Here is an 18,728-nt window from a genome sequence, read left to right as displayed (position 1 = left end):
GTACTCGTGATCGGCGGAATGCCGGTGCCGCGGCGGCCGGTAAGGGTGTACTCGGTCCATGGATCGCGGCGGTGGTACTGGTACGCGTCGCGGTCACGCCCTGCCCCGGACGTGCGCGTCGGGCATCGCCAGCCCCTTTGTGCGCCGCACCCGATGACCGCCACGGGCTCATCCGGGTTCACGGGCCGTGACGGCCGACACGGGGGTCTGTTCGCGCAGGCACCAGTCGAGTGCGGCCGGCCAAGGGCCGTAACCGTCCCCGGGGGTGATGTGGCCGGCGGCGGGGAGGACGTCGCAGTCCAGGCCGAGCGCGGCGCTCCACGCGCGCGGGTCGGCGGGCGCGTACGGATCGGTCGCCGAGACGACCACATGCGGCGGCCTGGTCGACGCGGCGGCGAGGAGTTCACGGTCGACGCGCTCAAGCTTGAACTCCTCATTGCCGTTGGCCGCGGTGAACGCCTGGTCACCGAGCGGGGACACCAGCAGCACCCGAGTGACGCGCAGGTCGGCGCGCAGGGTCTGGGCGGCCCGCAGCCACAGGGCGCAGCCGAGGGAGTGACACACCACGACGCGCTCCTGATCGCCGAGTTGAGCCAGCTCGGCGTGGAGGAGATCGATCCATTCGCCCATCGACGGCTGCTCGGGCGCGGGGAACTGCGGATAGAGCACCTGCTCGCCCCGCCGGCGCAGGGCCTCGGTCAACCACCACAGCCAGTGTTGCCGCGGGCGACGGTGCTGCACGCCGTGCACCATGAGGAAGCGCCGCGCGGGCGGAGGCGAGGACGGAGGAGGGCCGGGCATCTCAGTCATGTGTCTCCTCGTCCCGGCCCTGATCGCTTAACCCTTTAAGCGCGCGCAATCGGTTAGGTCGGCTGTAGGTTGACCCACACACCTATAACCTGTCAAGCCATACAGGCTGGTTAGAAGCCACGGAGGGGGCTAGCGCTGCCGGACGGAGCGCGCGTACGCGTCGGTGATGGGCTCGGCGTGTGCTTCCGCATGGCCGGAGGCGGCGATGGAATCCAGTGCCCGCTGGAGTACGACGGTGTCCTCCAGGGTGTGGATCTCGGTGATCCTGCCCCACTTCAGACACATGAACTGGGTCATGATGTTGTCGTAGCGCGTGCCGTCGGGCAGCGGGCCGCCGATACGTACCCGGGTCGCCACCCTGGTCAGCCAGGGGCCGCCGGAGATGACGATGTCCAGCGGCTCGAATCCGGCGCCGGGAAACAGCCGGAAGACCCGCTGCCACCACAGGCTCATCGCCTCGACCGTATGCCGCTCGCCGGAGAGCGCGTGCTCACCGTGGAACACGTAGGTGAATTCGGGTGCCAGCGTGTCCACCATGGACTGCCAGTTCCCCGCGTTGATATCGGAAAAGGCTTGACGGAGCTTTGCGGCAACGATTCGGTGGTACACCGGCTACCTCTCTCCAGCGTGCGATCCGCTTTGTGTCACAGCCCCTTCACACGGCATTCCTGAATGGCATGCGGTCAGCGTCTCCATCGCCACCACGCTACCCCCGCACAGGAATACCCCGACGATCCGGGCGGCGGAACCGGCCCCTCCGCCGCCTCCGCCGCCACCGCCACCACCGCCGCCACCGCCACCGCCACCGTCAACTCCGTGCCCGCGCCCTGCGGGAGACCACGGCGCGCAGCACCCGCTGGCCCTCGGTCGACAGGTCCATCGCCCGGCGCATCGCGCCCGCGTCCCCCGCCGGGTCGCCCAGGATCTCCAGGATCCGTATCTGGCGCCGCAGTTCACCGGCGACCAGCGGACCGACGCCGTCGCCGCCCTCCGTACTGTCCACCGCGTCGGCGACGGCCGCCGGGTCCTCGCGGCAGCGCAGCAGCCACTCCGCCGCGGCGGCGCTGCCGCTCTCGCCGACCGCGTCGAGCTTCTGGTGGATCTCCAGCGCGACGACGGAGCAGGTGTCCGCCCAGACCCGCAGCGGCTCGGCCTCCCAGTGGGACGGCGCGGAGCCGAGCATCGTCCGTACGAGCGCGAGGGTGACGCCCGCGGCCCCCGAGGCACCCGGATCCGGCTCGGGCTCCGCCGCGATCACCGCGTCCAGGGCGCCGCGCGCCTCCGCCAGCCGGTCCGGCCACTCCGTCTCACCGGCCGCCGCGCCCGCCCACAGCGGACGCAGCGCGTCGGTCTCCCCGGCCGAGGGGGGCAGGCACCGGTCGAGGCAGGCCAGACCGCTGGTGGCGAGGCCCCGCTCGTCCGCTTGCGCGATCAGTTTCACCAGGCTCATGAATGTCTCCCGTCGCGGACGCAGTACTGACCAGTACTGCGCCGGTCCGCCGGAAAATGTCACCACGAGTCGCGCGTAGACCGCCCATAGGCCATGGAACGCCCATGCATGCATCAACCATCTTTCAATGGCCCGCCCTGAACACGTCAGACCCGGGCGCCGGTCGCCCTCGCGTGCTGCATACGGGTCAGCTTCCGTACGAAGAGCAGGGCGAGCACGGCGGCGACGATGTCCAGCAGGTCCACGGCGAAGAGCACGGCGGCGGCCTGCCGGATCTCCTCGGCCTCCTCCGCCGTGTCGTACACGCGGGAGGCGTACCGCCCCAGGACCAGCGTGCAGACCCACGCCGTCCACCAGGCGTTGACGAGGGCGTACGACACCCGGGGCGCCCCGCCGTCCGGTCCTGGGAGGGTGCTCGCCGCCCAGATGTCGCCGGCGACCCGGCGCGGCAGCAGGAAGTTGGCGAACGGGACGAACCAGCCGCCGATGGCCCAGCCGGCGGACATGCGGTGGGCGCTCGGGTCGAAGACGTCCGCGTTCCTCCGTACCCGGTGGAACCAGACGAGGAAGACGACGGCCGTGGCGACGACCGCGGCGACCTGCGCCACCCCTGACGCGGAGTAGAGCAGGTCGGCACGGTCCAGGTCCTCGTCCGTGAAGGCGTCGAAGTCCTCGTTGATGATGTCGGTCGTCAGTCCGTGCACCCGGGCGCCCGCCAGGAGTGCGAAGAGGTCCGTGGCGATGACGGCGCAGAACAGGGCGACCAGCGCCTTGCCGAGCCCGACCGGCGAGGCGAGCCGGGGCCCGCCGGGCATCGGCATCGGCATGGGCATGGGCATGGGCGTGGGCATCGGGGCTCGCGGAGGGATCGGCGCGGGAGCTTGCGGCGGGACCGGCCCCGCCGCGGCGCACTCGGCGCAGAGCCCTTCCGTGGTGGTCGCGGCTCTGGCGCGGCACTGGGAACACAGCATGGAAAAACAAACCCCCCGAGGCCCGAAGGCGGGCCCTCCCCCAGGCCCCGCGGGCCTGTTCCGCGCCCACCCAGGGCGCCCGCGGAACATATGTGCCCCGCGGGCGCCCTGTCCACCAGGTTCCGGATCCGCCAGGTTCCGGATCCAGCAGGTTCCGGATCCGCCAGGTTCCGGATCCGCCACGTTCCGGCCGGTCTCAGACGCCGAGCTTCTCCGCGAGCGCCTTGAACGCGCTCCAGCTCAGCGTGGGCTTGTCCGGGTTCCACAGTTTCTGGGACACGGCGGCCAGCGGCAGCTTGATGCCCTGGGCGACCTGGGCCTCGGTCTGGGCGTTCGGGAAGTCGCCCCAGATGGCGAACATGCCGCCCTGGATCTGCTGCGAGTACCGCTCGGGCACCGGCTTCGTGCCGCGCAGGACCAGCGGGGTCCAGTCCTCGTAGATCCGCTTCCCGGTCGGGTAGACGAAGTCGTTCGGCTGGCCGAGCACGTAGTAGAGGTACTCGTCGTTGAAGTTCACGACCTTGCGTCCCTCACTCAGGTACGCGACCGGCTCGCGCGCCCCGAGCTCCTTGCCCGTCCAGTACTGGACCTCCATGTCCGGGTCGGCCTTCACGACACCGCCCTTGAACAGGCCGTCGTTCCAGACCTTGAGCTTCTTGCCGTACGGGCCGAGCGCCTTGCCCCGGGCGTTCGTCCAGGCCGTCGTCAGGTCCTGGATCCGCCCGTTCGCGCCGTACTTCTGGACCGCGAGCCGCGCCAGCTTCGGGTACGAGGACTCGGGGTTCGGGACCACCAGGGCCTGGTACTCGTCCGCGCCGAGGTTCCACCACTGGCCGGGGAAGAGCTGGGCGAACTCGCTCTGGAGGTCGTCCACGATCTTCGCCGCGGCCGGCTGGGAGATGTCGATCGCGCCCTGGGTCGGCTTCCCGTTGACGTTGCGGAGCTGGAGGGAGGGGTGCGCGCGCATCACGGCGCCGAGGTGTCCGGGCGAGTCGATCTCCGGGACGACGGTGATGTGCAGCCGGTCGGCGAGCGCCAGGATCCGGCGGACCTGGGCCTTGGTGAGGTGCTGCCGGGAGACGATCTCGGGGTGGGTCGTCGACTCGATCCGGAACCCCTGGTCGTCGGAGAAGTGCAGGCCGAGCTGGTTGAGCTTGAGGTCGGCCATCTCGCGCAGCCGGTCCTCGATCCACCCCGGCGTGTAGTACTTGCGGGCGATGTCGAGGTTGAGCCCGCGCTGCGGGCGGGCGGGAGCGTCCTTCACGACGCCTTCCGGCATGGTGCCCTGGGCGCGTACGGCCTGCTTGAGCGTGCGGGTGCCGTAGAAGACCCCGGCCTGGTCAGGCCCGGTGATCCGGACCTTGTTGTCGCGGGCGGTGAGGGTGTACGACTCGGCGGCGCCGCTGCCGCTCGCGAGAGCGAGCTCGACATCGCCGGCCCGGGCGGCGACCGCGCCCCGGTAGGAGATCTTCAGCTCCTGGGAGAGCAGCTTCCCCTCGTCGGCCAGCCCCTCACTGCCCTTGGCTATGACGACACCGCTGTTCGGGGCGGGTTTCCAGCCGGGGCCTCTGGCCGCCTCGTGCTTCCGTACGGACGGTATGGACTCCGGTGCCGTGGAGAGCGGATAGGACCGTGTGGGTGAGGGCGTGGCGCTCGCGGCGGAGCGGCCCGTCGTGTTGTCCGAGGAGCCGGCGGTTCCGCTCCCTGAGTCGCAGCCCGCGACGGTGACGGCGGTGGCCAGGGCTACGGCCGCCGCGCCGGCGGCCCGGGTGCCCGGGGATGACCACATCACTCAAACCTCCTCTGTGCGGATGTACGGCATACGCGCGACACGATTACGGCGAAGGTCCCACGGAGGCGTCCATTCCGCGCGCCGAAACTCTCCCATCCGGGTGAATATCGCGCAGCCGTCGGACGTCTCGCTCAAGGCATCGATAACGTTTACGACGCATCCGCCCCTCCGAGCTCAACCTTTTCGCGTGCGATCGCGTCTGCCTCTGTGCGGGTCACATGTGCAGACCGTATGTGCGGGTCGTGCAGGGCCGTACGCGCAGGTCAGCCGTACGCGCATGTACCCCGCACAGGTCACCCGCACCTGTCGCCCGCACCCGCACCATGTCACCCGCAACACGTGACCCGCACCTGTCGTACCACCCGCCACACACCAAGATCGCCACATCACGCCATTCCCCCGGCATGCGCCTGCGGGGTATGTGCCCGACCGCCGCAGTCCCACCGCGTTCGAGGAGCCTCCGCTGTCCCGCGCATCAGACGCCGGCCACCCGGACGGCCTCCCCTGTCCGACCGGGCTCGCCCGCTTCAACGCCGCCCCGCAGGCCGACGCCGAAGCCGCGCTGCTCACCTGCTGCGGCAGCCGCCGCTGGGCCCGGCGCGTCGCCGCACACCGCCCGTACCCCGATCTCGACTCCCTGCTGGCCGCCTCCGACGAGGCCGGTTACGACCTCCCGGTGGCCGACCTCACCGAGGCGCTCGCCGCCGAGTCCTCCGCCGTACCGCCGCACCCGGCGCCGCCCGCAGCGACGACCGCGCTGCGCGCCGCGCACGCCGCGTACGAGAGCAGCTTCGGGCACGCGTTCGTGATCAGCCTCGACGGCCACCGGCCCGAGGAGCACCTGGACCACGTACTGGCCGGAATCCGCACCCGGCTCTCGCACGACCCCGACCTGGAGCGCTCCGTCTCCGCCGACGAGCTGCGGCGACTCGCCCGGGGCCGGATCGTCCGGCTGCTCTCCGGACCGGCCGGCCCTCCCGGGCGGACCCAGGGCCCGCCGGACCCGCGTACGCCGGAATCCGGTACGGCGACCCCGTACGGTGCGGGACCGTTCGGGCTGCTCAGGGCGGAGCGATAGCCCGTCCGTGGCTGTTTGATTGCCTGTTTGATCACATCTATGGGACCCCACGCGAAGGAACCGACAAGTCGTCGCTACCATTGCCGGGGCCGGTGGACCGTACCCGGCCGGGCGCGACCGACACCACTGTGCTTGATTGAGTAGAAGATGGCGGCCGGCCCCGATCCCCGCTCCCGGAGGGCTTTTCCGTGCCGGCTGGAACGCTGTACCGCGGCCGGGAAGGAATGTGGTCGTGGGTGGCTCATCGAGTCACCGGCGTGCTCATCTTCTTCTTCCTGTTCGTACACGTGCTGGACACCGCTCTCGTCCGCGTCTCGCCAGAGGCGTACGACGATGTCGTGGCGACCTACAAGACGCCGCTCGTGGCGTTGCTCGAATACGGCCTGGTGGCCGCGATCCTCTTCCACGCGCTCAACGGCCTGCGTGTCATCGCCGTGGACTTCTGGGCCAAGGGCCCCCGCTACCAGAAGCAGATGCTCTGGTCCGTCGTGGGCATCTGGATCGTCCTGATGGTCGGCGCCCTCTACCCCGTGCTCGGCCACGCCGTACGCGAAGTCTTCGGGAGCTGAGAGTTCTGATGTCCACCGACACCACGCCCGCTTCCGCGATCAGTCCCGTCGAGGGCGAGAGCCTCTACGACGTGGACAACCCGGCTCCGCTCATCGAGCCGCCGCGCAAACGCACCGGCAAGACCCCCAAGTCGACCCGCGGCAACTTCGAGATGGTCGCGTGGCTCTTCATGCGCCTGTCCGGAGTCGTCCTCGTCGTCCTGGTCATCGGCCACCTGCTCATCCAGCTCGTGCTGGACGGCGGCGTGTCCAAGATCGGCTTCGCCTTCGTGGCCGGCCGCTGGGCCTCCCCGTTCTGGCAGGTCTGGGATCTGCTGATGCTCTGGCTCGCCATGCTGCACGGCGCCAACGGCCTCCGCACGATCATCAACGACTACGCGGAGCGTGCCAACACGCGCCTGTGGCTCAAGGGCCTGCTGTACACCGCCACGGTGTTCACCATCCTTCTGGGCTCGCTGGTGATCTTCACCTTCGACCCGAACATCCGCTAGAGCCGGGGCAGACGAGACCAATGAAGATCCACAAGTACGACACCGTCATCGTCGGCGCCGGTGGCGCCGGTATGCGCGCGGCCATCGAGTCGACCAAGCGCAGCCGCACGGCGGTGCTGACGAAGCTCTACCCGACCCGCTCCCACACGGGCGCGGCGCAGGGCGGCATGGCCGCCGCGCTCGCCAACGTGGAGGAGGACAACTGGGAGTGGCACACCTTCGACACGATCAAGGGCGGCGACTACCTGGTCGACCAGGACGCCGCCGAGATCCTGGCGAAGGAGGCCATCGACGCGGTCCTCGACCTGGAGAAGATGGGCCTGCCGTTCAACCGCACCCCGGACGGCACCATCGACCAGCGCCGCTTCGGCGGCCACTCCCGTAACCACGGCGAGGCGCCGGTCCGCCGGTCCTGCTACGCCGCGGACCGCACGGGCCACATGATCCTCCAGACGCTGTACCAGAACTGCGTCAAGGAGGGCGTGGAGTTCTTCAACGAGTTCTACGTCCTCGACCAGCTCCTCACCGAGGTCGACGGGGTCAAGAAGTCGGCGGGCGTCGTCGCGTACGAGCTCGCCACCGGCGAGATCCACGTCTTCCAGGCGAAGTCGGTCATCTACGCGTCCGGCGGCACCGGCAAGTTCTTCAAGGTGACCTCGAACGCGCACACCCTGACCGGTGACGGCCAGGCCGCGTGCTACCGCCGCGGGCTGCCGCTGGAGGACATGGAGTTCTTCCAGTTCCACCCGACGGGCATCTGGCGCATGGGCATCCTGCTGACGGAGGGCGCCCGCGGTGAGGGCGGCATCCTCCGCAACAAGGACGGTGAGCGCTTCATGGAGAAGTACGCGCCCGTCATGAAGGACCTCGCCTCGCGTGACGTCGTCTCGCGCTCCATCTACACGGAGATCCGCGAGGGCCGCGGCTGCGGTCCCGAGGGCGACCACGTCTACCTGGACCTGACGCACCTGCCGCCGGAGCAGCTCGACGCCAAGCTGCCCGACATCACGGAGTTCGCGCGGACCTACCTGGGCATCGAGCCGTACACGGACCCGATCCCGATCCAGCCCACCGCGCACTACGCCATGGGCGGCATCCCCACCAACGTCCAGGGCGAGGTCCTCCTCGACAACACGACGGTCGTCCCCGGCCTGTACGCGGCCGGCGAGGTCGCCTGTGTGTCGGTGCACGGCGCCAACCGCCTGGGCACCAACTCGCTGCTCGACATCAACGTCTTCGGCCGCAGGTCGGGCATCGCCGCGGCCGAGTACGCGGCGAAGAACGACTTCGTCGAGCTGCCCGAGGACCCGGCGTCGCTGGTCGAGGCCCAGGTCGAGCGGTTGCGCGCGTCCACGGGCAAGGAGCGGGTCGCCGCGCTGCGCCTGGAGCTCCAGGAGTGCATGGACGCCAACGTGATGGTGTTCCGTACGGAGCAGACGATCAAGACGGCCGTCGAGAAGATCGGCGAGCTGCGCGAGCGCTACCTGAACGTCTCCGTCCAGGACAAGGGCAAGCGGTTCAACACGGACCTGCTGGAGGCCGTCGAGCTGGGCAACCTGCTCGACCTGGCCGAGGTGATGGCCGTCTCCGCGCTCGCCCGCAAGGAGTCCCGCGGCGGTCACTACCGCGAGGACTTCCCCAACCGTGACGACGTGAACTTCATGCGCCACACCATGGCGTACCGCGAGGTCGGCGACGACGGCAACGAGTCCATCCGTCTCGACTACAAGCCGGTCGTCCAGACCCGCTACCAGCCGATGGAGCGTAAGTACTGATGGCTACCCCGACCCTGGACAAGCTCAGCGCGCTGGAGGCGGACTCCACCTCCTCGCACCTCATCGCGGTCACGTTCCGGATCCGTCGGTTCAACCCCGAGGTCTCCGCGGAGGCCGAGTGGCAGGACTTCCAGATCGAGATCGATCCGAAGGAGCGCGTGCTCGACGCCCTCCACAAGATCAAGTGGGATGTCGACGGCACGCTGACGTTCCGGCGCTCCTGCGCGCACGGCATCTGCGGCTCCGACGCGATGCGGATCAACGGCCGCAACCGGCTGGCGTGCAAGACGCTGATCAAGGACATCATCTCGACGGACAAGACCGGCGCGGTCACCAAGCCGGTCACGGTCGAGGCCATCAAGGGGCTGACGGTCCTCAAGGACCTGATCGTCGACATGGACCCGTTCTTCCAGGCGTACCGCGACGTGATGCCCTTCCTGGTCACCAGCGGCAACGAGCCGACCCGCGAGCGCCTGCAGTCCGCCGAGGACCGCGAGCGCTTCGACGACACCACCAAGTGCATCCTGTGCGCCGCGTGCACGTCGTCCTGCCCGGTGTTCTGGAACGACGGGCAGTACTTCGGCCCGGCCGCGATCGTCAACGCGCACCGCTTCATCTTCGACTCGCGTGACGAGGCGGGCGAGCAGCGCCTGGAGATCCTCAACGACAAGGACGGCGTGTGGCGTTGCCGCACGACGTTCAACTGCACGGACGCCTGCCCACGCGGTATCGAGGTCACGAAGGCGATCCAGGAAGTCAAGCGCGCGCTGATCACGCGCCGCTTCTGACCCCGTCAGGGGTCACCTGGCCCGAGGCCCGTTCCCGTACGCACGCCGTACGGGAACGGGCCTTCGGTGTGTCAGGATCGGGACGAGGAAGCCGAGGCGGCCCCACCGGGGCAGGGGAAGCGGGGAAAGAGATGAGCGAACCGAATCCGTACGCGGACGGTGAGTACACCTGGGGTCCGGCCCAGCAGCCCGGTCCCGGCATCCCGGCAGCGGGCAAGCCAGGACCGTACACGCCGGGAACCCCGCAGTACGACTTCCCGCCTCCGACCCTCGCCGACGGCCAGTCGCTCGCACCTCCGGGATACGGCTTCCCCCCGCCGCAGGGCTACTCCCCGGCCCCGACGATCGGTCCGGGCCCCGGCGGCGGCGCGCCCCTGCTGGCGATCGGGGACATCACGGTCACGGGCGACTCGATCATCACCCCTTCGGGCACGATGCCGCTGAAGGGCGCGGTCTGGAACGCGACGGACATGTCCCGCACGGAGGAGAAGATCCCCACGCACGCCATCGTGCTGGCGGTCGTCTTCGGCCTGCTCTGCCTGGTCGGCCTCTTCTTCCTCCTGATGAAGGAGAAGCGGACGACGGGCTTCATCCAGGTCATGGTCAGCAGCGGCGGCCGGCACCACTCGACGATGATCCCGGCGATGGGCCCGGAGTCCTTCCAGATGGTCATGGGCCAGATCAACTACGCACGGTCGCTGAGCAACATGTAAGCCTTCCCGCAGCGAAGCGCCGGGCTGTGGGTGTGGGGGTGCGCTGTTTGCGGGCGGGTTCGGGCCGGGTCTGTCGGGGTGGGCCGGTGGTGTTTCACGGCGGGCGGTCCGCCATGGAACACCCCCGGCCCAGCACGCCACCGCTACCCATCACCCCTCGCCGCAGGCGACGGGTCGTAGTCCGGGCACTTCGGGCTGCCGCACTTGCACGGCGGCCACTTCAGCGCCGACCCGGGCGCCAGGTCGGCGCCGTCCACGCCGGGAACACCCTTCCGCACCACGAGGACGCCATCCGTCCCGAACGTGGCGATCAACAGGGAAAGGCGTCGCCGCGCCTCACTGCCTGGTCCGGCCAACTCGTCCGAGTCGTCCGTCGTCGTATCGATGGCTTGCTCACACACAGGGATGTACCTTCCGTTACCAGTGCTCGCTTTCTGCACTCAAGCTTCGGCGTGTGTGAGCACGTCCAACAGACAGGCAAGCTGGACGCTGATGGCTGTCCAGCGGAGATTCGGGGGTTCACGTGACTGTCGAAAACGAAACCGAAGAGACGGCCGACCCGACCCTCTCCCCTCTCGCTCATTTCGGCGCCGAGGTACGGCTTGAGCGCGAGCGCCTGGGAATCACGCGCGAAGCACTCGGGAAGCAGGCATGCTGCGGTTACTCACTCGTGGCAAAGATCGAATCCGGGAAGCGCGTACCGCCGCTGAACTTCGCGGAGGCGTGCGACCGGATGTTCCCGTACGCCAACGGACGCTTCGTCAGGCTCTGGCCGCTTGCCTTGCGGTGGGCCTTTCCGCCGTGGTTCCGCAGGTATGTCGAACTGGAATGGACGGCCACCTCGTTGCACATGTTCCACCCGCAGTTGGTGCCTGGCATCGTGCAGACGGAGGAGTACGCGCGGGCAGTGCTGCGTACGGGGCGCCCGGTCAACCTCGAAGCCCTGGTGACCGCCCGTGTCGAGCGTCAGCGTGTCCTGGAACGGGAGGAGCCGACCCGGTTGTGGCTCGTCCTGAACGAGTTCGTCCTACGGAACACCGTGGGCAGTGAGGCTGTGATGCGTGAGCAGCTCTCCCACCTCTTAGCCCTGGCCCGCAAGCCGCCGCACGTGGTGCAGATCATGCCGACCAGCAGCAGCAACCACCTTGTGGCTAGCCCTTTTGGCCTGTTGTCATTCGACGAGGGAGCTTCCGACGTCGTCCACGTGGACGGGTTCCCACGGGGCTACCTTCTGGCGGAGACTGACGATGTGGCAGCAGCAAACGGTGCCTATGATCTGCTGAAGGCCATGGCCGCGCCACCGGACGAGTCCGCGGAAATGATCGACTCCATCATGAAGGACTGCTACTCATGACCAAGCCCGCCACCATCCCCGAAGCTAACTGGCGAAGTTCCACGTTCAGCCAGAGCAACGGCGGCGAGTGCGTCCAGGTCGCCGACGGCGTCGCCCACGCCATCCCCGTCAGGGACTCCAAGACACCCGAAGGCCCGCACCTCACCTTCCCGCACGCCACCTTCGGCGCCTTCGTCCACGCCGTACGCCGGGGCGAGTTCGGAACCTCCTGATCGCGCACCCCTGCCGGGCACCGGTGACGGGAGCTGTGACGGCGGGGCGTGCGCCAGGCACGCCCCGTCGTCGTCCGTGTGAGTGCGGGCCTCAGGCCGCCGCCGCGGACGTCCGTTCCTCCTCGTCCCGGTGGATCGGTGTGCCCGATCCGGTGAGCGGCAGGCCCGTGCCGCCGCGTCGGGCCGCGATGATCTCCGCCGCGATGGACAGGGCGGTCTCCTCCGGCGTACGGGCGCCGAGGTCGAGCCCGATCGGCGAGTGCAGCCGGGCCAGCTCCCGGTCGTCCAGGCCCGCTTCGCGCAGTCTCCGGTCGCGGTCCTCGTGCGTGCGGCGTGAGCCCATCGCGCCGACGTACGCCACCGGCAGCCGCAGCGCCGTCTCCAGCAGGGGCACGTCGAACTTGGCGTCGTGGGTGAGCACGCACAGCACGGTGCGCTCGTCGGTCGACGTGCTCCACAGGTAGCGGTGCGGCCAGTCGACCACGACCTCGTCCGCCTCGGGGAAGCGGGCCGGGGTGGCGAAGACCGGCCGGGCGTCGCACAGGGTCACCCGGTATCCCAGGAACTTCCCCGCGCGGACGAGCGCCCCGGCGAAGTCCACCGCGCCGAACACGATCATGCGCGGCGGCGGCACGCTCGACTCGACGAACAGGGTGAGACCGCCGGGGCAGTGGGTCCCGTCCTCCGAGAGGCCGACCGTGCCGGTGCGGCCCGCCTCCAGCAGGGCGCGCGCCTCGGCCGCCGCGGTGCGGTCCAGTCGCGGATGACCGGCCAGCGTGCCCTCGTACGTGCCGTCGGTGCGTACGAGCAGAGCCTGGCCCAGGAGGTCGGCCGGGCCCCGGACCACCCGGGCCAGGGCGGTCGGCCCGCCCCGGGCGGCGGACGCCAGCGCCGCGGCGAACACCGCCCTGACGGGTGCCCGCGCGGTGACCGGGGTGACCATGACCTCCACGGTCCCGCCGCAGGTCAGCCCGACCGCGAAGGCGTCCTCGTCGCTGTAGCCGAACCGTTCGGTCACCGTACGGCCGTCGCCCAGCGCCTGGAGGCAGAGCTCGTACACCGCTCCCTCCACGCAGCCGCCGGAGACCGAACCGATCACCGTGCCGTCGCTGTCGACGGCGAGGGCGGCGCCGGGACCGCGCGGCGCGCTGCCGCCGACGGCCACGACGGTGGCCACCGCGAAGTCCCGGCCCTCCGCCGTCCAACGGTCCAGTTCCTCGGCGATGTCAAGCATCCGGCGCTCCGCCGGTGGCCCGCAGCACCCGGTCGGGCCGGATGGGCAGGTTCCGGTGGCGTACGCCCGTCGCGTGCCAGACCGCGTTGGCGACGGCGGCCGCGGCGCCCACGATGCCGATCTCGCCGACGCCCTTGATACCGACCGGGTCGTCCGGGTCCGGGTCGTCCACCCAGTCGGCCTCGACCTGCGCCACGTCGGCGTGCGCGGCGAAGTGGTAGCCGGCGAGGTCGGCGCCGACATGGGCGCCCAGATTGCCGTCGCGGACGGCCTCCTCGTGCAGGGCCATGGAGATGCCCCAGATCATGCCGCCGACGAGCTGGTTGCGCGCCGTGAGCGGGTTGACGATACGGCCGGCCGCGAAGATGCCGAGCATGCGCCGCACACGCACCTCGCCGGTCGCCACGTCCACGGCGACCTCGGCGAACTGCGCCCCGAAGGAGTGCCGTTCCCTGGGCGGCAGGGCGCCGACGGCGGTGGAGGTGTCCGAGCGCGCCGTGATGCCCTCGGGCGGCACGGTGCCGCCCAGGGCGAGCTGCTCCCGCAGGTCGCGCGCGGCGAGGTTGACCGCCCACGCCCAGGAGCGGGTGCCCATGGAGCCACCCGCGATCATCGCCGGGCCGAAGTCGCTGTCGCCGATCCGCACCCGGACCCGGTCCGGCGTGGTGTCCAGCGCGTCGGCGGCGATCAGGGTGAGCGCGGTGCGCGCGCCGGTGCCGATGTCCGCGGCGGAGATCCGCACAGTGAAGGTGGAGTCGGCCTCGGCGGTCACGGCCGCCGTGGAGGGCGCGGCCCCGGCGCCGAAGGAGGCCGCCGCCGTACCGGTGCCGAGCAGCCAGCGTCCGTCCCGGCGCAGGCCGGGGCGCGGGTCACGGTCGGCCCAGCCGAAGCGCCGGGCGCCCTCCTGGAAGCAGGCGACCAGATTGCGGCTGCCGAAGGGGAGCCCGGAGACGGGGCCCTTGTCGGGCTCGTTGCGCAGGCGCAGGTCGATCGGGTCGACGCCGCACTTCTCGGCGAGTTCGTCGAGCGCGGCCTCCAGCGCGTACGAGCCGGGCGCCTCGCCGGGCGCGCGCATCCAGGTGGGGCTGGGCACGTCGAGTCGTACGACCCGGTTGGCGGTGTGGTGGGCGTCGGCGTCGTACATCACCCGGGCCACCCCGGCGCTCGGCTCGACGAACTCGTGCACCGTGGAGGTGGCGCTCAGCGAGTCGTGCGCCAGGGCGCGCAGCCGGCCGTCCGCGTCGGCGCCCAGCCTGACCCGCTGCGCGGTGGGGCTGCGGTGGCCCGCCAGCGTGAACATCTGGCGGCGCGTCATGACGAGGCGGACCGGGCGCCGCAGGACGGTCGTGGCCATGACCGCGCCCACCTGGTGGGCGCGGACGCCCTTGCTGCCGAAGCCGCCGCCGATGTGCTCGGAGCGGACCCGTACCGAGGAGGGGTCGAGCGAGAACATCTGGGCCAGCTCGTTCTGGACCCAGGTGGTGCCCTGGTTGGAGTCGACGATCTCCAGCCGGCCGTCGTCCCACCGGGCGGTCGCCGCGTGCGGCTCCATCGAGCTGTGGTGTTCCTCCGGCGTGGTGTACTCGGCGTCCAGGACGACGGCGGACGCGGCGAGCTCGGCCTCCAGGTCGCCCTTCTCCGTCACCGCCGGCATGTGGCCCTCCGCCGCGTAGGCGTCCGGGCGGTCCCCGGTGAAGGCGACGTCGTGCGGCTCCTGTTCGTACCGTACGACCAGCGTCTGGGCCGCCTCCCTGGCCTGTTCGGACGTCTCGGCGACGACCAGGGCCACCGGCCAGCCCGCGTGCGGTACCCGGTCGTGCTGGAAGAGGGCGGCGGTCGGGTCCGGGCGGCCCAGCATGCCGACGTAGTCGGTCTCCACGCGGGGGGCGTTGCCGTGGTGCAGCACGCTGAGGACCCCGGGCATGCGCAGGACGGGACCGTCCTCGACGGAGCTGATCCGGCCGCGGGCGACGGTGGAGAGCACCAGCCAGCCGTGGGCGAGCTCGTCGAAGGGGATCTCGCCCGCGTAGCGGGCGGCTCCGGTGACCTTGTCCCGGCCCTCCACCCGGGTGTGCGCGGTGCCGACGGAGCGGAGCGCGGCGGTGGCCGCGGTGGTGGTGGTCATCGGGCGGCCTCCTCGGTGAGTTCGCTGAGCACGGCGACCACGAGGTTGCGCATCAGGGTCACCTTGTACGCGTTGCCGGGCAGCGGCCGGGCGGCGGCCAGTTCGGCGTCGGCGGCGGCGGCGAAGGTCACGGCGTCGGCCGGTGCGCCGGTGAGCACGCGTTCGGCGGCCGTGGCGCGCCAGGGCCGGGAAGCGACCGCCCCGAGGGCCAGGCGCGCCTCCCGTACGACGCCGTCCCGGACGTCGAGCGCGGCGGCGACCGAGCCGATGGCGAACGCGTAACTGGCGCGCTCGCGCACCTTGCGATAGCGCGAGTGCGCGGCCACGGGGGCCGGCGGCAGGGTCACGCCGGTGATCAGCGCCCCCGGCGGCAGGGCGGTCTCCCGGTGCGGGGTGTCGCCCACGGGCAGGTAGAGCCCGCCGATCGGCGTCTCACCGGGCCCGCTCGCGGTCTCGTACGAGACGACGGCGTCGAAGGCGGTCAGCGCCACGCCGAGGTCCGAGGGGTGCACGGCCACGCAGTGCTCGGAGGCGCCCAGGACGGCGTGGTTGTGGTGCTCACCGCTGACGGCGGGGCAACCGCTGCCGGGTTCGCGCTTGTTGCACGGCTTGGTGATGTCGGTGAAGTAGCCGCAGCGGGTGCGCTGGAGCAGGTTGCCGCCGACCGTGGCCATGTTACGGAGCTGCCCGGAGGCACCGGCGAGCACGGCCTGCGCCAGCGCCGGGTAGCGGCGCCGGACCTCGGGGTGGGCGGCGAGATCGCTGTTGGTGACGGTCGCGCCGACGCGCAGCCCGCCGTCCGGCGCCGACTCGATGCCGTCCAGGGGCAGTTCGCGGATGTCGACGAGGCGGCCCGGCCGCTCCACGCCGGTCTTCATCAGGTCGACGAGGTTGGTGCCGCCGCCGACGAACCGCGCGTCCGGATCGGCGTCGAGCAGCGCGACCGCGCCCGCGACGTCGTGCGCGCGCTGGTAACCGAACTCCCTCATGCGGCGTGCTCCTCACCGGTCGCGACGGGCGCGTCTGCCGCGGCCGCTCGGGCGACCGCCCGGACGATCGACACGTACGCGCCGCAGCGGCACAGGTTGCCGCTCATCCGCTCGCGGATCTCCTCGGGGGTCAGCGGTGGCGGCCCGGCCTCGGGGCGGACATCGCCGGTGGCGGCGCTCGGCCAGCCCGCGGCGTGCTCCTCGATCACGGCGATGGCCGAACATATCTGGCCCGGCGTGCAGTAGCCGCACTGGTAGCCGTCCAGGTCGAGGAACGCCTGCTGCACGGGGTGCAGCCGGTCGCCGTCGGCGACCCCTTCTATGGTGGTGATCTCACGGCCCTCGGCCGCGACCGCGAGCTGTAAGCAGGAGACGGCCCGGCGGCCGTCGATCAGTACCGTGCAGGCACCGCACTGTCCCTGGTCGCAGCCCTTCTTGGTGCCGGTCAGATCGAGGCGCTCGCGCAGCGCGTCGAGCAGGGTGGTGCGGTGGTCGACGGAGAGCGCGTGCTTCTCGCCGTTGATGTTCAGCGTGACGGCGCTGTGCGTCGACGTGGGGGGCGGGGCCATGAACAGCCTTCTTTCGCAGATCCGGAGCGCGTTGTACGAGTCGGTGCGGTACGAGTCGGTACGAGTCGGTGCGGTACGGGGCGATGCTGTGCGGTACGGGGTGGCGCTGTACGGGCCGGTGCGGGCTTGTCATCATGCGGACAAGGGGAAGGATCCCCGGGGCGGTCGGTCGTCACCGGCCCGGATCACGTCCGTCCCCGGACCGGACCCAAGTGGACAATTGTCCACTACTGGGAGAACGTAGTGGACAATTGTCCGCTCAGCAAGGGCGAGTTCCGGAACCGGGCTCACGAGGAGGACGAGTGCAGCAGAAGAAGGAACCACCTCTGCGCTCGGATGCGCAGCGCAACCGCGAACGCATCCTGGACGTGGCCCTGACCGAACTGACGCGGTGCGCGGACGCCCCGTTGAGCCTGATCGCCAAAAAGGCGTGCGTCGGGCAGGGCACGTTCTACCGCAACTTCCCCAACCGCGAGTCCCTGGTCCTGGAGATCTACCGCCACGAGATGCAGCAGGTCGCCGACTCCGCGGCCCAACTGCTCCAGGACCGGGAGCCGGACCGCGCCCTGCGGGAGTGGATGGACCACCTCGCCCGGTTCGCCATGGCCAAGGCCGGTCTCGCGGACGCCATCCGCCAGGCCACCAGCGCCCCGGGGAGCCCGGGGAAACCGGCCCCCACCCCCGTGGCCGACGCGGCCGAGGCGCTGCTGCGGGCCGGCGAGAAGGCCGGCACCATCCGCCCAGGAGTGACCGGCGAGGACTTCATCCTGCTCATCGCCGGCCTCTGGATGATCGATCCGGTCGGCGAGTGGCAGCCGCAGGTCACCCGGCTCCTGGACCTCGTCATGGCCGGGCTGCGGACGGGCGCGCCCTAGGTTCGCCCTGGGGTCGCCCTGGGTTCGCCCTGGGCGCCTCCCGTGCGGATCACCCCGGAACAAACGGCCTCCGAACGCCCACGACCATCGAGAACGCCGCGTTCATCTAGGCTCAGGCAGCGTGAAGGACGAGAAGGATCAGAAGGACGCCAAGGCCCCCGCCACGCCCAAGAGCGAGCAGACCCGCACGCTCATCCTGGAGACCGCGCTACGGCTCTTCCAGGAGCGCGGTTACGACAGAACGACCATGCGGGCCATCGCCCAGGAGGCCGAGGTCTCCGTCGGGAACGCGTATTACTACTTCTCCTCCAAGGAACATCTCGTCCAGGGCTTCTACGACCGGATCGCCACCGAGCACCGTGTGGCGATCCGGCCCGTGCTCGACCGGGAGACCGGTCTGGAGGCGCGGCTCGGCGGGGTGCTGACCGCGTGGCTGGAGATCGCGGAGCCGTACCACGAGTTCGCCGCCCAGTTCTTCAAGAACGCCGCCGACCCGGACAGCCCGCTGAGCCCCTTCTCGCCCGAGTCGGAGCCCACCCGGGAGGCGGCCATCTCCGTGCACCGGGAGGTGCTGGCCGGCTCCACCGCCAAGGTCGACGCCGAACTGGCGCCCTCGCTGCCCGAGTTGATGTGGCTGGCCCAGATGGGCCTGGTCCTGTACTGGGTGTACGACCGCTCGCAGGACAGCGAGCGCAGCCACCGCCTCGCCCTGCGCGGCGCCCGGCTCGTCGCGCGCGGCGCGGCGCTCTCCCGCTTCCGGGTGCTCCGGCCGCTCGTACGCGAGGTCCACGAGCTGTTCACGGACTTCCTGCCGGGCATGGCCCAGGTGGCAGCGGCCCGTAAGAACGGCAAGGACAGCGGCGGCACGAAGGAGAAGGTCAAGGAGAAGAGCGGGGAGAAGACCGGGGGGAAGAGCGGCGACTGACCTGGGCC

Annotated in this window: 19 protein-coding genes; 10 read left to right on the top strand and 9 right to left on the bottom strand. The window is 70.7% G+C overall.

Going from position 1 to position 18,728, the window contains the following annotated elements:
- Window positions 1–168: 168 nt before the first annotated feature.
- From ACIO3P_RS17120 to ACIO3P_RS17100, 5 genes are all read right to left on the bottom strand, one after another.
- Window positions 169–810: an RBBP9/YdeN family alpha/beta hydrolase gene (locus tag ACIO3P_RS17120; protein WP_401854532.1), complete on the bottom strand. Its 642-nt coding sequence runs from the start codon at window positions 808–810 to the stop codon at window positions 169–171.
- A gap of 129 nt (window positions 811–939) precedes the next feature.
- The gene (locus tag ACIO3P_RS17115; RefSeq protein WP_401792331.1) at window positions 940–1,419 is read right to left on the bottom strand and encodes a nuclear transport factor 2 family protein; all 480 of its coding nucleotides are present in this window, start codon (window positions 1,417–1,419) and stop codon (window positions 940–942) included.
- A 199-nt stretch (window positions 1,420–1,618) separates the two neighbouring features.
- The gene (locus ACIO3P_RS17110) at window positions 1,619–2,260 is read right to left on the bottom strand and encodes a hypothetical protein (RefSeq protein ID WP_401854534.1); all 642 of its coding nucleotides are present in this window, start codon (window positions 2,258–2,260) and stop codon (window positions 1,619–1,621) included.
- Window positions 2,261–2,406: 146 nt separating this feature from the next.
- On the bottom strand, window positions 2,407–3,099 hold the full coding sequence (locus ACIO3P_RS17105) for a DUF4328 domain-containing protein (RefSeq protein ID WP_401854536.1): 693 nt from the start codon (window positions 3,097–3,099) through the stop codon (window positions 2,407–2,409).
- Between the two features lie 328 nt (window positions 3,100–3,427).
- A complete protein-coding gene (locus tag ACIO3P_RS17100) occupies window positions 3,428–5,020 on the bottom strand; it encodes a glycoside hydrolase family 20 protein (RefSeq protein WP_401792325.1) in 1,593 nt (530 codons plus the stop codon).
- A 424-nt stretch (window positions 5,021–5,444) separates the two neighbouring features.
- On the opposite strand from ACIO3P_RS17100, the gene ACIO3P_RS17095 reads away from it, so the two are divergent.
- The 8 genes from ACIO3P_RS17095 (at window position 5,445) to ACIO3P_RS17060 (ending at window position 12,003) form a co-directional block, all read left to right on the top strand.
- Window positions 5,445–6,101: a 2-oxo-4-hydroxy-4-carboxy-5-ureidoimidazoline decarboxylase gene (locus ACIO3P_RS17095; RefSeq protein ID WP_401792323.1), complete on the top strand. Its 657-nt coding sequence runs from the start codon at window positions 5,445–5,447 to the stop codon at window positions 6,099–6,101.
- 188 nt (window positions 6,102–6,289) lie between these two features.
- A complete protein-coding gene (sdhC, locus tag ACIO3P_RS17090) occupies window positions 6,290–6,670 on the top strand; it encodes a succinate dehydrogenase, cytochrome b556 subunit (protein WP_329828799.1) in 381 nt (126 codons plus the stop codon).
- A gap of 8 nt (window positions 6,671–6,678) precedes the next feature.
- On the top strand, window positions 6,679–7,161 hold the full coding sequence (locus ACIO3P_RS17085) for a succinate dehydrogenase hydrophobic membrane anchor subunit (protein WP_401854538.1): 483 nt from the start codon (window positions 6,679–6,681) through the stop codon (window positions 7,159–7,161).
- A 20-nt stretch (window positions 7,162–7,181) separates the two neighbouring features.
- The gene (gene sdhA / locus ACIO3P_RS17080) at window positions 7,182–8,936 is read left to right on the top strand and encodes a succinate dehydrogenase flavoprotein subunit (protein ID WP_329828796.1); all 1,755 of its coding nucleotides are present in this window, start codon (window positions 7,182–7,184) and stop codon (window positions 8,934–8,936) included.
- The gene (locus ACIO3P_RS17075) at window positions 8,936–9,724 is read left to right on the top strand and encodes a succinate dehydrogenase iron-sulfur subunit (protein WP_329828794.1); all 789 of its coding nucleotides are present in this window, start codon (window positions 8,936–8,938) and stop codon (window positions 9,722–9,724) included. The genes sdhA and ACIO3P_RS17075 overlap by 1 nt, the downstream gene beginning before the upstream one ends.
- A 131-nt stretch (window positions 9,725–9,855) precedes the next feature.
- Complete coding sequence (locus tag ACIO3P_RS17070; protein WP_329828792.1) at window positions 9,856–10,437, top strand: hypothetical protein; 582 nt, start codon at window positions 9,856–9,858, stop codon at window positions 10,435–10,437.
- Between the two features lie 523 nt (window positions 10,438–10,960).
- A complete protein-coding gene (locus ACIO3P_RS17065) occupies window positions 10,961–11,791 on the top strand; it encodes a Scr1 family TA system antitoxin-like transcriptional regulator (protein ID WP_401854540.1) in 831 nt (276 codons plus the stop codon).
- Window positions 11,788–12,003: a DUF397 domain-containing protein gene (locus ACIO3P_RS17060; RefSeq protein ID WP_401854542.1), complete on the top strand. Its 216-nt coding sequence runs from the start codon at window positions 11,788–11,790 to the stop codon at window positions 12,001–12,003. Before ACIO3P_RS17065 ends, ACIO3P_RS17060 begins: the two co-directional genes overlap by 4 nt.
- A gap of 91 nt (window positions 12,004–12,094) precedes the next feature.
- Here ACIO3P_RS17060 and ACIO3P_RS17055 read toward each other — a convergent pair whose 3' ends face one another.
- The 4 genes from ACIO3P_RS17055 to ACIO3P_RS17040 are packed head-to-tail and all read right to left on the bottom strand — an operon-like array spanning window position 12,095 to window position 16,920.
- On the bottom strand, window positions 12,095–13,237 hold the full coding sequence (locus ACIO3P_RS17055) for an XdhC family protein (RefSeq protein ID WP_401854544.1): 1,143 nt from the start codon (window positions 13,235–13,237) through the stop codon (window positions 12,095–12,097).
- Window positions 13,230–15,362, bottom strand: coding sequence for a xanthine dehydrogenase family protein molybdopterin-binding subunit (locus ACIO3P_RS17050; RefSeq protein WP_401854546.1), 2,133 nt, complete (start codon window positions 15,360–15,362; stop codon window positions 13,230–13,232). Before ACIO3P_RS17050 ends, ACIO3P_RS17055 begins: the two co-directional genes overlap by 8 nt.
- Window positions 15,359–16,351 (bottom strand): xanthine dehydrogenase family protein subunit M, encoded by a 993-nt coding sequence (locus tag ACIO3P_RS17045; protein ID WP_329828786.1) that lies wholly within the window; start codon window positions 16,349–16,351, stop codon window positions 15,359–15,361. Before ACIO3P_RS17045 ends, ACIO3P_RS17050 begins: the two co-directional genes overlap by 4 nt.
- Window positions 16,348–16,920, bottom strand: coding sequence for a 2Fe-2S iron-sulfur cluster-binding protein (locus ACIO3P_RS17040; protein ID WP_329828785.1), 573 nt, complete (start codon window positions 16,918–16,920; stop codon window positions 16,348–16,350). Before ACIO3P_RS17040 ends, ACIO3P_RS17045 begins: the two co-directional genes overlap by 4 nt.
- A gap of 302 nt (window positions 16,921–17,222) precedes the next feature.
- Here ACIO3P_RS17040 and ACIO3P_RS17035 point away from each other — a divergent pair, with 302 nt between their 5' ends.
- Together ACIO3P_RS17035 and ACIO3P_RS17030 are read left to right on the top strand one after the other, a co-directional pair.
- On the top strand, window positions 17,223–17,795 hold the full coding sequence (locus ACIO3P_RS17035) for a TetR/AcrR family transcriptional regulator (protein WP_401854548.1): 573 nt from the start codon (window positions 17,223–17,225) through the stop codon (window positions 17,793–17,795).
- 121 nt (window positions 17,796–17,916) lie between these two features.
- On the top strand, window positions 17,917–18,720 hold the full coding sequence (locus ACIO3P_RS17030; protein WP_401854549.1) for a TetR/AcrR family transcriptional regulator: 804 nt from the start codon (window positions 17,917–17,919) through the stop codon (window positions 18,718–18,720).
- The last annotated feature ends 8 nt before the right edge of the window (window positions 18,721–18,728 follow it).

This window comes from Streptomyces sp. NPDC087310 (genome assembly GCF_044744405.1).
Lineage (GTDB): Bacteria > Actinomycetota > Actinomycetes > Streptomycetales > Streptomycetaceae > Streptomyces.
The sequence above is the reverse complement of the archived record's forward strand: the minus strand, read 5'-3'. Positions and strand labels throughout refer to the sequence as shown.